This window comes from Arthrobacter sp. AK01 (assembly GCF_021109375.1).
In the GTDB taxonomy this organism is placed as follows: domain Bacteria; phylum Actinomycetota; class Actinomycetes; order Actinomycetales; family Micrococcaceae; genus Arthrobacter.
This window is the reverse complement of the sequence record NZ_JAJOHP010000028.1, coordinates 50,186-63,103: the sequence shown is the minus strand read 5'-3', so window position 1 is coordinate 63,103 and position 12,918 is coordinate 50,186. Positions and strand designations below refer to the sequence as shown.

General features: G+C 63.6%; 8 protein-coding genes. 3 read left to right on the top strand and 5 right to left on the bottom strand.

Going from position 1 to position 12,918, the window contains the following annotated elements; translation table 11 throughout:
- Positions 1 to 165 precede the first annotated feature (165 nt).
- Both LN996_RS11895 and LN996_RS11890 read left to right on the top strand, forming a co-directional pair.
- Complete coding sequence (locus LN996_RS11895) at positions 166 to 5,064, top strand: NAD-glutamate dehydrogenase (RefSeq protein WP_231340586.1); 4,899 nt, start codon at positions 166 to 168, stop codon at positions 5,062 to 5,064.
- A gap of 102 nt (positions 5,065 to 5,166) precedes the next feature.
- The gene (locus LN996_RS11890) at positions 5,167 to 5,388 is read left to right on the top strand and encodes a hypothetical protein (protein ID WP_090823628.1); all 222 of its coding nucleotides are present in this window, start codon (positions 5,167 to 5,169) and stop codon (positions 5,386 to 5,388) included.
- Positions 5,389 to 5,523: 135 nt separating this feature from the next.
- Here the strand turns inward: LN996_RS11890 and LN996_RS11885 are convergent, their stop codons facing one another.
- The 4 genes from LN996_RS11885 to LN996_RS11870 form a co-directional block, all read right to left on the bottom strand.
- Positions 5,524 to 5,772 (bottom strand): hypothetical protein, encoded by a 249-nt coding sequence (locus LN996_RS11885; RefSeq protein WP_159709121.1) that lies wholly within the window; start codon positions 5,770 to 5,772, stop codon positions 5,524 to 5,526.
- Between the two features lie 199 nt (positions 5,773 to 5,971).
- Positions 5,972 to 7,564, bottom strand: coding sequence for a histidine ammonia-lyase (hutH, locus tag LN996_RS11880; protein ID WP_231340585.1), 1,593 nt, complete (start codon positions 7,562 to 7,564; stop codon positions 5,972 to 5,974).
- Positions 7,565 to 7,568: 4 nt separating this feature from the next.
- Entirely contained in the window at positions 7,569 to 9,296 is a 1,728-nt protein-coding gene (locus tag LN996_RS11875) for a urocanate hydratase (protein WP_231340584.1), read from the bottom strand.
- Between the two features lie 129 nt (positions 9,297 to 9,425).
- A complete protein-coding gene (locus LN996_RS11870; protein ID WP_231340583.1) occupies positions 9,426 to 10,232 on the bottom strand; it encodes an IclR family transcriptional regulator in 807 nt (268 codons plus the stop codon).
- Between the two features lie 265 nt (positions 10,233 to 10,497).
- Between LN996_RS11870 and LN996_RS11865 the strand changes: the two genes are divergently transcribed.
- Positions 10,498 to 11,934: an amino acid permease gene (locus LN996_RS11865; RefSeq protein ID WP_231340582.1), complete on the top strand. Its 1,437-nt coding sequence runs from the start codon at positions 10,498 to 10,500 to the stop codon at positions 11,932 to 11,934.
- Between the two features lie 81 nt (positions 11,935 to 12,015).
- On the opposite strand, the gene LN996_RS11860 is transcribed toward LN996_RS11865, so the two are convergent.
- The gene (locus LN996_RS11860) at positions 12,016 to 12,879 is read right to left on the bottom strand and encodes an SDR family oxidoreductase (RefSeq protein ID WP_231340581.1); all 864 of its coding nucleotides are present in this window, start codon (positions 12,877 to 12,879) and stop codon (positions 12,016 to 12,018) included.
- Between the last annotated feature and the right edge of the window lie 39 nt (positions 12,880 to 12,918).

Here is a 12,918-nt window from a genome sequence, read left to right as displayed (position 1 = left end):
CTCAACCGCCGACCCAGACCAACCCTGAACCTCGAAACACCAGCCAACCGACTAAACCAGCTGCTACAAGCGGCCTAACCCCCAGCGTTGCTCCCACCAGTTGACTTTGCCGCTCAAACAGTGGCATGAGGTGCCATCTCGCGGGGTTTAAGCGATCATGAGAATATGTCCTCCAGCACCGAGCCGGCGGACGGATTCCTGACCGACTACTACGAGCACGTGGCCGAGGACGACGCCCGCAACTACACGCCGGAAACGCTGCTGGAGCGCGCCCGCTACCACCGGTCGTTGGCCGAACGGCGGGAACCGGGGCAGGCCGTCATCGGAGTTCTGCATGAGTCCGACGCCAGCGTGGTGGCCGTCGTGGCAGATGACATGCCCTACCTCCTCCCCTCCGTCACTGCGGAGATCGCCCGGGATACCGCCTCCATCCGACTCCTCGTCCATCCCACCTTCAGCGTCACCCGCGATCCAGCCACCCATCGCCTGACCGAAATCCAGCGGGCACCGCACCGCACCGGGCTCCCCGCCAGCGTCGAAGCTTCCACCGCCGGCACCAGTGCGCAGGTGCCCGCCCAACAAGAGGAGTACGACGGCGGACCACTCGCCGAGGCGTGGATGGCGATCGAGATTCCAAGGCTCCCGGACGAGCCCGGGACGGAACTCCTCATTGGCCGGCTGCACAGGGTCCTGCACGATGTCCGGACCGCCGCTGAGGACCATGCTGCAATCCATGAGGAACTGGCCCGCGAGGTCAGGGCCTTGGGTGAGCGGGCAGGCTCGGATCCTGAAGCCAGGGAAGCCCGCGAGCTGCTGCAATGGCTGGGCGACGGGAACTTCGTGTTCCTCGGATTTCGCGGGCGCCGCGGGCTTGGCGTGCTGCGGGAACCGAGGGACGCAGAGGAACTGCACAGGAATCCTCCGGGGGCAGAACCCCGGATCCTCACGCTCACCAAGTCCGCCCAGCGCTCCACGGTCCTGCGCCGCGCCTACCTCGACGAGATTACGGTGGCCTCGTCCGGCACGGAGGGGAAGGACGGCGGACAGACCTTTGTTGGTCTCTTCTCCCCCAATTCCACGGCGCAATCGGCCTTGGAGATTCCTGTCATCCGGGACACCGTGAAGGAAGTGCTGCGGGCGTTTGGCTACCCGCCCAGCTCGCATCACGGCAAGGAACTCCTGGCCGTCATGGAGGGCTATCCCCGCGATGAGCTATTCCACATCGACGCCGAACAGCTCGCCGCCCATGCCCGCGAAATCCTGCGCCTCCAGGAACGCCACAGCACCCGGCTGTTCCTGCGCCCGGACTCCTATGGACGGTTCATGACAGCGCTCGTGTTCCTCCCGCGCCGTCGGTACAGCACCGCAGTCAGGCTCAACATTGAACGCGAACTGCGCGAGGCATTCGGTGCGGACTCCATCGAGTTTGAGCTCCGCTTGGGCGAATCCGCCATGGCCAGGGTGTTCTTCCGGGTGCTGTTACCGCAGGCGGCGTCGACGCGTCAGGGGACTCCCGGCGTCGTAGATGCCTCGGTACTGGAGCCGCGGATCATCGCCGCTACCAGGACCTGGGCCCAAGGCCTGGCTGAAGCGCTGCAGGCGCGCTACCCGTTGGAGGAGGCCGGGCGGCTTTCCCGCGAATGGGCCGCGGCCTTCCCTGCCAGTTACAAAGCCGATTTCGAAGTAGAGGACGCGGTGGCGGACATCTCGAAGTTCGAGAGCTTTCCGCCGGGCCACAGCGAGGAACCAGACCCGCTGCTGACCGTCTACAAACGACCCGGAACTGCTGTTCTCATCGAAGATGCCAGGATCAGGCTGTATTTGACCCGCCCCCAGAGCCTCACCCAGATCCTTCCGTTCTTCCACAACCTTGGCTTGAAGGTACTGGACCAGCGTCCGTTCGACGTCCAGCGTGGAGATGGCCGACAGTTCTTTCTGTACGACCTCGGGCTGAAGTACCCGCGCGGGGTGGACCCGTTGACCACGGGCGAACTGCTGGGCGGCGCGTTCTGCGCCGCCATGCGCGGCGCTGCGGAGTCGGACGCCTTCGATGCCTTGGTCATCCGCGAAGGCATCGGTTGGCGGCGGGTGGCTATCCTCCGCGCCTACGCCAAGTACTTGCGGCAATTGGGGAGCACCAACTCTTACGGCTTCATCGCGGACACACTCCGGGCGAACACGGAGGCAACACATGCGCTCCTGGAACTCTTCGAGGCGAAGTTCAATCCGGACAGCTATGCGCCGGACCTGTTTGATCCCGAACTCAACAGCCACGCACACCGGCCTGACGGCGATGTTTTTGAGGAAGGCAGCAGCGAACTGAGCCATCGTACGCAGGCCATCCACGCAGCCCGTGCCAGACTTGGCGAGGCTATCGACGCCATCCCGGTCCTGGACGCCGACCGACTCCTCCGGACGCTCGCAAGCCTGGTGGACGCCACGCTGCGCACCAATTTCTACTTGGACAAGCCATACATCAGCTTCAAACTCAATCCGTCCGGCATTCCGGCCGCACCGGCGCCACGTCCTAAATTCGAAATCTGGGTCTACTCACCCCGCGTTGAGGGGGTCCACCTGCGCTTCGGACCGTTGGCCCGCGGAGGACTCCGGTGGTCGGACCGGCGCGAGGACTTCCGGACGGAAATCCTTGGGCTGGTGAAGGCACAAACTGTCAAGAACGCCGTGATTGTTCCCACCGGCGCCAAAGGTGGTTTCTTCCCCAAACTACTACCGGATCCGGCGGAGGATCGCGCTGCTTGGCTCACGGAGGGCCAGGAAAGCTACCGGACTTTTATTCGTGGGCTGCTGGACGTCACGGACAACCTCATGCCGGATCCCGACGGCGGCAGCAACAGCCGGGTGGCGACCCCGCCCCGGGTGGTACGCCACGATGGCGACGACTACTATCTGGTGGTCGCGGCGGATAAGGGAACTGCCGCCTTCTCAGACATCGCCAACGCTGTGGCGGAGGAGTACGGCTTCTGGCTGGGGGACGCCTTCGCTTCCGGCGGCTCAGTGGGTTACGACCACAAGCAGATGGGCATCACGGCCCGCGGCGCATGGGAATCGGTGCGCCACCATTTCAGTGAACTCATGATCGATTCAACCGCGGAGGATTTCACCGTGGTGGGCATCGGGGACATGAGCGGTGATGTCTTCGGCAATGGCATGCTTCTCTCCAAGCACATCAAGTTGGTAGCTGCGTTCGATCATCGGCATATCTTCCTGGACCCCACACCAGATCCGCTGGAGTCCTATGCCGAGCGGGAACGCCTGTTCAAGCTCCCCCGGTCATCCTGGGCGGACTACAACCCGGGAAGGTTGAGCCCGGGTGGCGGTGTCTTCGCGAGGACGGCGAAGTCAATAGTGATTACCGAGGAGGTCCGGCTCGCCCTGGGTTTGGAAGAGGGTGCAGGGCTGGAAGCAGGCTCCGAACCCAACGGCCAGCAGGTCATGAGTCCGCCGGAGCTCCTCAAGGCGATCCTCATGGCGCCGGTGGACCTGCTGTACAACGGCGGAATTGGCACCTACGTGAAGTCGTCCACGGAGTCCCATGCCGACGTCGGGGATAAAGCGAACGATGCCATCCGCGTTGATGGCAACCAGCTCCGCACCCATATCATCGCTGAAGGCGGCAACCTCGGCGTCACCCAGCGCGGCCGGATCCAGGCTGCGCTGGCGGGCATCCTGGTGAACACCGATGCGATCGACAATTCGGCAGGGGTGGATTGTTCCGACCATGAGGTGAACATCAAGGTCTTCCTGGACCGTATGATCGCGGCCGGCAGGATGCCTGCGGCCGAACGGACCGTATTCCTGCACTCACTCCAAGGTGAAGTGGGGAAGCTGGTGCTGAAAACCAATGACCACCAGAACGTCCTGTTGCTCAATGACAAGCAGTTGGCCGTCGAGTGGAGCCCCAGCTTCGAAAGGACCATGGACTGGCTTGAGTCAGTCACCGACCTGGACCGGGACCTGGAGTTCCTCCCCGGCAACGAGGAACTCCAGGCCCGCGTCCTGACGGGCAAGGGGCTGACAACCCCCGAGCTCGCAGTGCTGGCCGCCTACGCCAAAATCGAGCTGGCCCGGGAACTCACGGAGGGAGGCCTTGCCGACGATCCGTGGTTCTCGCAGACGCTCCACGACTATTTCCCCCAACAAGTCTCGGAGCGGTTCGGCGAACATCTGTCCACCCACCCGCTGCGCCGGGAGATCGTAGCCACTGTGGTGGCCAACGACATGATCAATATGGGTGGCATTGCGTTCGCCTTCCGGGCCATGGAAGAGACCACCGTGTCAGCCGCGGCCGTAGCACGCGCGTTCGTGGTGATGCGGAACGTCTGGGATCTGGACTCGGTAACGCAGGCCATCGCCCGACTGCCGGCCAGCACACCCAGCGAGCATGGCGCAGCCGTGGCCCTGGACATGCGGCGCCTGTTGGACCGGTCCGTGCGCTGGTACGTGACCCACGATTTCCGTGACAAGCCGATCTCCGATGCCCTGGCCCGGCTTGAACAACCGATGTCCTTGATGCGCGCCAATTTCACCGGGTTGCTGCATGGCATCAATCTGGCGCATTCTTTGAAGCGCCTCGCCCACACTGACGCCGTCGGCCTGCCGCACTCTTTGGGGATCCGCGCTTCAGAGCTCCTGGTCAGCTACGGACTGCTGGACATTTCCGCCATCGCCGAGGAACTGCAGGAGCCGGCAGAGGGCGTGGCGGAGGTGTACTTCGCCGTTTTTGAGCGGATCTCCGCAATCCCCTTGCTGGAACACATCACCATGCTTCCGCGCGACACGCACTGGGAGTCGTTGGCGAGGGCAGCGCTGAGGGACGACATGTATCTGGTCCTGGCCGACATGACCAAGGCGGTGGTCCGGCATACTCCGCGGTCCACCGTGGCTGCTGATCCCGTGGAACGGATCATGGATTGGGAGCACGGAAACATCGAACAATTGGCGCGCATCCAGGAGACCATCCAGGAAGCCATCAAGCCAGGTCCGGTGGACATCGCGGCTCTTTCCGTGGCGGTAAAACTGCTCCGCGCCATGGTTCGCAGATGAGACCCAGGTCACTCACCTGCCAGTCATCTTACATATTTTCGGGTCTCAGCGATTATGATTGATGGGTCGCCCTCGCATGCGGCACGTAATAGGAGGCCCCCAATGACCCCTGCAATGACTGCAGAACGCGAAATTCGCCTGTCCTTCTCGAAGGCAGACGAGATCCACGACGGACTCGACCGCGCAGTGGATGCCCTGATCGAAAACGCAGCAGCAGACGCTGCCTGTGGAATTCTGGTGACGCGCCACGAGCCCGGCACCTACACCGTGGCCCTGGACGAATCCGTTCCCTTCGGTCAGACCCACGAAGTCCTCGCCGCCTGATACCCCCAACGTATTTTCTGGCAGCGACGCCAAAAACCGGGGCCCGTCCCCTTCCGCATCTACTACCCGCGGAAGGGAACGAGCCCCGGTTTCTGTTTAACAACTATCCCACCCAAGCAGGTCGCAATTGGGTACCTATGCCCGGCGGAGAGTGACGCCGTCGGACTTCATGAACAGTTCCTTGCCCTCTTCGGTGACGCCGGGGCCCGAGTGCTCAAGCCACACCACATTCCCGCTGCTGGAAATTTCCTCGACCCGGCCGGTGGCGATCACGTGGGCGTATTTGACCACTTCCACCGCCTCGCCAACGTTCAGCGTCTTCCAGTCGGAAACCGTAGCCGAGTGAGCGTTTCGCCTGGACAGGACTGCTCCGCGTGCCTTCATTGAACTTCTACCCCTTTGTGGATGTTCTCTGTTGTGTATTGAGTTGTTCGAACGGTTGACCGTCAAGCCCACGACACCATTGGCGTGGACGTGACGTACACCATAAGTTCTACTACATTTGCCACGCCCCGGTGATTGCGTTGCGAACAAAGACCGGGGCGTGACAAATATGCCCATCAAATGAGCGTTTTATTCGACGTCAGGCCAATATGCCGACGGCGGATTCGGCGGCCGCACGGACCGCTCCGGAGCCGACCAAACGGTCAGCCGCTTCCAGTTCCGGCGACAGGAACCTGTCGGTACCGGGACCCTGGACCACTTCACGAAGCACCTCAAGCACAGCCGTACCGGCGGGACCCGGGGTGAGTTCGCCGTCGGACATTTGCGTCCGCATGTCAATGGCACGGGCACTGGTGACAAGCTCGACGGCGAGCACTCGGCGGAGGTTCTCCACGGCCTTGCGCAGCTTCCGGGCAGCGTGCCAGCCCATGGACACGTGGTCTTCCTGCATGGCGGAGCTCGGGATCGAGTCCACCGACGCCGGAACGGCCAGGCGCTTGTTATCCGAGACCAGGCCGGCCTGCGTGTACTGGGCGATCATCAGGCCGGAGTCAACGCCGGGGTCTCCGGCGAGGAAGGCCGGCAGTCCGTGCGAGCGGGCGGGATCGAGCATACGGTCCGTGCGTCGTTCGGCGATGGAGCTCAGGTCCGCCACGGCGATGGCCAGGAAGTCCAGGACGTAGGCCACGGGAGCGCCGTGGAAGTTGCCGTTGGACGTCACGCGGCCGTCCGGGAGGACCACCGGGTTGTCGATCGCTGCGGCGAGTTCGCGGGACGCCACCAGCGCGGCATGGTCCACGGTGTCGCGGACAGCGCCGGCAACCTGCGGAGCGCAGCGCAGCGAGTAGGCGTCCTGGACCTTGGTGTCGTTGATCCGGTGGGATGCGACGATCGGCGAGTTGGACAGCACACGCAGCATGTTGTCCGCACTGGCGGCCTGGCCGGGGTGCGGCCTGAGTGCGGCGTGGAGCTCCGGGAGGAACACCTGGTCCGTGCCGAGCAGCGCCTCGACGCTGAGCGCGGCGGTGACATCCGCCGTCGCAAGGAGCAAGCGGATATCGGCGATGGCCATCAGCAGCATGCCAAGCATGCCTTCGGTGCCGTTGACGAGGGCCAGGCCCTCCTTCTCGGCAAGGGTGACCGGCTCGATGCCGTGCAGCGCAAGAAGCTCAGCGACAGGCGGCTTGCCTGCGGTTCCGTACAGTTCGCCGTCGGGACCCATTGCTTCGCCTTCGCCCATGAGGACCAGCGCACAGTGGGACAGCGGGGCGAGGTCGCCGGAGCAACCCAGCGAACCGAACTCGCGGACCAGCGGGGTGATGCCTGCGTTGAGGACGTCCACCATGGTCTGCAGGACCACGGGGCGGACGCCGGTGCGGCCCGATGCCAGGGTCTTGGCGCGGAGGAACATGATGCCGCGGACCACTTCGCGTTCTACAGCCGGGCCCATTCCTGCGGCGTGGCTGCGGATCAGCGACTTCTGCAGTTGGGTGCGGAGGTCGTTGGGGATGTGGCGGTTGGCCAGCGCACCGAAGCCCGTGGAAATGCCGTAGGCGGGGACATCGCTGGTAGCCAGATCATCAATGTGCGCACGGACCTTGGCAACGTTGTCCAGGGCGTCCTGGGAGATGGTCACCTTGGCGTCGTGGCGGGCGACGGCGGCGACGTCTTCCGGGGTCACGCCGCTTGAGCCGAGGGTAACGGTGAGCTGTTCGTTGGATGTAATGGTCATGTTCTTACTTCTCATTCATGGGGATGCGGACGCCGCGTTCGTTGGCGACTTCGACGGCGCGGTCGTAGCCGGCGTCGACGTGGCGGATGACGCCCATACCGGGGTCGTTGGTCAGGAGCCGTTCGAGCTTCTCGGCAGCCAGGTCGGTGCCGTCGGCGACCGAAACCTGTCCGGCGTGCAGGGACCGGCCAATACCGACACCGCCGCCGTGGTGGATCGAAACCCAGGTAGCGCCCGAAGAGGTGTTGATCAGGGCGTTCAGCAACGGCCAGTCAGCAATCGCGTCGGACCCGTCAGCCATGGACTCCGTCTCACGGTATGGAGACGCCACGGAACCCGAATCCAGGTGGTCACGGCCGATCACGATCGGGGCCTTGACCTTGCCCTCCTTCACGAGCTGGTTGAACAACAACCCGGCCTTGGCACGTTCGCCGTACCCGAGCCAGCAAATACGTGCCGGGAGGCCCTCGAACTCCACCCGATCCGCCGCGGCATCGAGCCACTTGTGCAGGTGGGTGTTCTCCGGGAACAGTTCCTTGATGGCTTTGTCCGTTACGGCGATGTCTTCCGGGTCACCGGAGAGCGCGACCCAACGGAACGGGCCCAAACCCTCGCAGAACAGCGGCCGGATATAGGCCGGCACGAAGCCGGGGAACTCGAACGCCCGCTCGTACCCGCCCTTGCGTGCCTCGTCACGGATGGAGTTGCCGTAATCGAACACCTCAGAGCCGGCGTCCTGGAACTCCACCATCGCCTGGACGTGGCGGGCCATCGAAGCCTGGGCCTTCTTGGTGAATCCTTCCGGATCCGCCTCGGCTTCGGTGTGCCACTCGTTGACGGTGATGCCTTCGGGCAGGTACGACAGGGGGTCATGCGCACTGGTCTGGTCGGTGACCACATCAAAAGTGACCTCGCCGGCCTTGTGGCGGCGCAGCAGTTCCGGGAACACCTCCGCGGCGTTACCCACGTAACCGACGGACCAGCCACGGCGCTCGTCCTTGGCCTTCTGGACCTTCGCGATCGCAGCATCCAGGTCCGTTTCGACCTCGTCCAGGTAGCGCTTGCCGGCGCGGCGGCGGAGACGGGTCTCATCGACGTCCACGATCAAGCAGGCGCCGTCGTTCAGGGTCACGGCCAGCGGCTGGGCCCCGCCCATGCCACCACAACCACCCGTCAACGTCAGCGTCCCGGCCAGCGGCCCCTCGGTGGAACCCTCCGCGGCGGGTGCCGGGTGGCGTCCCTCAGCAGCCAACTTGTTTCCGACGGCGGCAAAGGTTTCGTAGGTGCCCTGCAGGATGCCCTGGGTGCCGATATAGATCCAGGAACCAGCCGTCATCTGGCCGTACATCATCAAACCCTCAGCCTCGAGCCGGCGGAACTCAGGCCACGTGGCCCAGTCACCGACGAGGTTGGAGTTGGCGAGGAGAACACGGGGCGCCCACTCGTGGGTGCGGAACACACCCACCGGCTTCCCCGACTGCACCAGCAGCGTCTCGTCCTTCTCCATGGTCTCCAGCGTGCGGGTGATCGCATCAAACGCAGCCCAGGAACGCACAGCACGGCCCGTGCCTCCGTACACCACCAGATCATCCGGGCGCTCAGCGACCTCGGGATCCAGGTTGTTCATCAGCATGCGCAACGGCGCCTCGGTCTGCCACGACTTGGCAGTAAGTTCAGTACCCCGGGCGGCCTTGACCGGACGGGCACCAGTGGTGAAATCGGCGGGTGCCATGGTGACTCCTTCGTCTGTGGGAAGTGTGTGGTGGAAAGATCTTCTGCTTCTACTAAAGCCCCTTTATCCCGCGGCCGGAACGGCTTTTGGAAGGGTGCTGTCCGGGATTACAGACGCGCCCGGCGTTTCCTACTGGGCAGGGCGCCCGTGGATCCGGACCGACAACTCGTCGGCCGCTTTGCGGATACGGGCAGCCAGTACCGGCCATTGCTCAGCCGGCACCTTGTCCTCCAAGAACGTGACGGCGACTGCCGCCGTCGGCCATCCAACGTGGTCCGTCACTGCGGCCGCGATGGAGCAGAACCCCGGCGTAATTTCGCCGTTTTCCGTGGCGTAGCCACGCTGGCGCACCTGGTCCAAATGCGAGGACAATGCGGAGTACTTCATGATGGGGAACTCCACCTCGTGCCGTGAGGTAAAGGCTGCGGCGTTGGGGTAAAGGGCACGGACCTGCGACTTTGGCAGGGCGGCCAGAATCGCGCGGCCCGAGGCCGTGAGGTGACTGGGCAGGCGGACCCCGACGTCGGTCACCAGGCTCGGGCGGTTCTTGGCGCGTTCCTCCACGATGTAGAGAACGTCGCGGCCATGGAGCACGGCGAGGTGGGCGCTCTCGCCGATCACGTCCACCAGCGAGGCAAGCATGGGCCGGCCAAGACGCGACAGTGGTTCCTGGCGTGAGTAGGCCGAGCTGAGTTCGAAGGCGCTGATGCCCAGACCATAACGCTGTTCCTCATGCAGGTGCAGGACGAAGCCATTGGCCTCCATCACACCCAACAGGTGATACACGCTGGAGCGCGGGAGACCCAGCGCGGTGGCAATATTCGACGCCGCCATGGGACCACGGCGCGAGGCCAACAGTTTCAGGATCCGCAGCGTGTTTTCGGCGGCAGGGACTTTGGAGGTGGCCTTGCCTGGTGCCATTGGCGACGTTGTCATGGTTCCTCACTGCTGGGGGGTCGGTATCTCGTCGAACAGCGCATGTCCGGTATCCCGTACTCCAGCGTGCACCCTTGGCAGGGCAGGCACCAGCCCACCACGCCGGGGTGATGTCTGAAATGCCGGACATTGCTGTTCCCACCACCCAAGCCTTCCGCAAAGTGTCTGCGATCAAAGACACCAAACCCCCGTGAGTCCGATCACAAGCGGCCCAAAAGTGATCTGCTGGATAGCGATCCCCTCCCAAAGACGAGAAGGTTTTACTATGCAACAGACCAAGCTGGCTGCGGAGAGCTCTGTGCTCCAAGCCGCGGGTACGGCGCTCAGCCGAGGCCTCAACGTCCGCCACATCCGCTTTATGGCACTCGGATCCGCGATCGGCACGGGCCTCTTCTACGGCTCCGCCTCCGCCATCCAAAAGGCCGGACCGGCCGTCCTGCTCGCCTACATCATCGGCGGCGCGGCCGTGTTCATGGTGATGCGCGCCCTCGGCGAAATGGCAGTTCGACACCCCGTGTCGGGCTCGTTCGGCCAGTACGCCAGCAAGTATCTGGGACCGTTCGCAGGCTTTGTGACCGGGTGGACCTACGTGTTCGAGATGGCGATCGTAGCCATTGCCGACGTCACGGCCTTCAGTATCTACATGGGCTTCTGGTTCCCTCAGGTGGACAGATGGATCTGGGTGCTCGCGATCATCCTGTTCCTGGGCGCCATGAACCTGCTCAGCGTGAAGGTGTTCGGTGAGCTCGAGTTCTGGTTCTCGCTCATCAAGGTGGTGGCGATTGTCGCCATGATCGTCGGAGGCGCAGCGATCGTCGTGTTCGGCTTCCAAACGGGCGACGGCGGTGGCGTGGCACCGGGGCTGGGGAACCTCGTGAACCACGGCGGTTTGTTCCCGAACGGTTTCGAGGGGCTACTGGCCGCGTTCGCCGTCGTGATGTTTGCCTTCGGCGGGATCGAAACGATCGGTATCACCGCCGGCGAAGCGGCCAATCCCAAGAAGGTCATCCCGCAGGCAGTCAACACTGTTCCGGTCCGCGTTCTGCTCTTCTATGTCCTGACCTTGGGCGTGCTGATGAGCATCTTCCCGTGGAATGAAATCGGCAGCAGTGGAAGCCCGTTCGTGCAGATCTTTGACGGACTGGGCATCCCTGCCGCTCCGCATATCCTCAATGCCGTGGTCATCACGGCTGCTCTCTCGGCGATCAACAGCGACATTTTCGGCGCCGGCCGCATCCTGTTTGGACTGGCCCAGCAGGGCCACGCACCCAAGAGCTTCAGCAAGATCTCCCGCCATGGTGTTCCGTGGATGACCGTGGTGATGATGGGCGGAATCCTGCTGGTGGGCGTCGTCCTGAATGCCGTCATTCCAGAGGACGTGTTCGTGCTGATTGCATCGATCGCCACGTTCGCCACCGTGTGGGTCTGGGTGATGATCCTCGCTTCGCACGTCGCCATGAAGCGGGAGATCAAGCGCAAGGGCCTGCCGGCGTCGGAATTCGGTTCACCGCTGTGGCCTGCCGCGTCCATCCTGACCATGGCGTTCATGGCCATGGTGATCGTGATCCTCGGCGTTTTCGAGGACACCCGGGTAGCCCTGTATGTAGGTGGCACGTGGCTGGTGCTGCTGTTCGTGGCCTACAAACTGTGGGTCCGCGGTGGAGGGCTGTGCCGGGCAGAGCTGGTGGACGAAACCGCCTGATTCCCTGCGCCGAAACTACAGTTAATGCCAATGTTCGCGCGGAACATTGGCATTAACTGTTGTCGTGCGAGGGGGTTCGGCTCAGATTGCAGCAGCTGCGGAGCGCACGGCGTCGGACAAGGGAGTTGCCGGGCGCCCGATCAGTTTCCGGAGATCACCGGTGGTGACCAACAGTTCGCCGCGGCCAATGCCCAGATCGGTATCGGCCAGGATCTGCGCAAAGCCTTCCGGTACCCCTGCGCCCGTCAAGAGATCGGCGTACTGGTCTGCCGGGAGGTCTCGGTATTCGATGGACTTCCCTGATGCAGCGCTGATTTCGGCGGCCAGCTCGTCCAAGGTAAAGGCCTCGTCCCCACCCAGTTCGTAGATCTTGCCGGCCTGGTGCTCCGCGACCAGAACCGCGGCTGCAGCTTGTGCATAGTCTGCGCGGGAAGCGCCGCTGACCTTGCCGTTTCCGGCGCTGCCAGCAAGCGCCCCCTGCGCAAGCGTTCCCGGCAGCTGATCGGTGTAGTTCTCGATGTACCAGCTGTTGCGAAGGAGGGCGAAGGGAACGCCGGATTCTTTGAGGATGGATTCCGTGGCCTGGTGCTCTGCGGCCAGCTTCATGCGGGTGGTGTCTGCGTTGGCAATGCTGGTGTAGGCCAGAAGCTCCACGCCCTCGGCCTTTGCTGCCTCGATGACCGTACGGTGCTGCTCTACCCGCTGACCGACGGCGCTTCCCGAAATGAGAAGGACCTTGGTGGCACCCTTAAGCGCTTGGGCCACCGAAGCAGCGTCGTCGTAGTCCATTGCAGCCGCGCGAACGCCGCGGGCAACAAAGCCGGACAGCTTTTCGATGGAGCGGCCGGTGGCAACAATGCTGTCAGCGGGGACATTGCGCTCGAGCAGGGCCTCTATGACGTGGCGGCCCAGCTGGCCTGTTGCTCCGGTAATGACGATGCTCATGATTGGTTCCTTTCAAGGAAGTTATTGGGTCGGTCATCG

Excerpts from the sequence above, each read along its gene's own strand:
- LN996_RS11890 (WP_090823628.1), top strand. The coding sequence starts at position 5,167 with ATGACCCCTGCAATGACTGCAGAACGCGAAATTCGCCTGTCCTTCTCG.
- LN996_RS11860 (WP_231340581.1), bottom strand. The coding sequence starts at position 12,879 with ATGAGCATCGTCATTACCGGAGCAACAGGCCAGCTGGGCCGCCACGTC.
- LN996_RS11895 (WP_231340586.1), top strand. The coding sequence starts at position 166 with ATGTCCTCCAGCACCGAGCCGGCGGACGGATTCCTGACCGACTACTAC.
- LN996_RS11885 (WP_159709121.1), bottom strand. The coding sequence starts at position 5,772 with ATGAAGGCACGCGGAGCAGTCCTGTCCAGGCGAAACGCTCACTCGGCT.
- LN996_RS11875 (WP_231340584.1), bottom strand. The coding sequence starts at position 9,296 with ATGGCACCCGCCGATTTCACCACTGGTGCCCGTCCGGTCAAGGCCGCC.
- hutH (WP_231340585.1), bottom strand. The coding sequence starts at position 7,564 with ATGACCATTACATCCAACGAACAGCTCACCGTTACCCTCGGCTCAAGC.
- LN996_RS11865 (WP_231340582.1), top strand. The coding sequence starts at position 10,498 with ATGCAACAGACCAAGCTGGCTGCGGAGAGCTCTGTGCTCCAAGCCGCG.
- LN996_RS11870 (WP_231340583.1), bottom strand. The coding sequence starts at position 10,232 with ATGACAACGTCGCCAATGGCACCAGGCAAGGCCACCTCCAAAGTCCCT.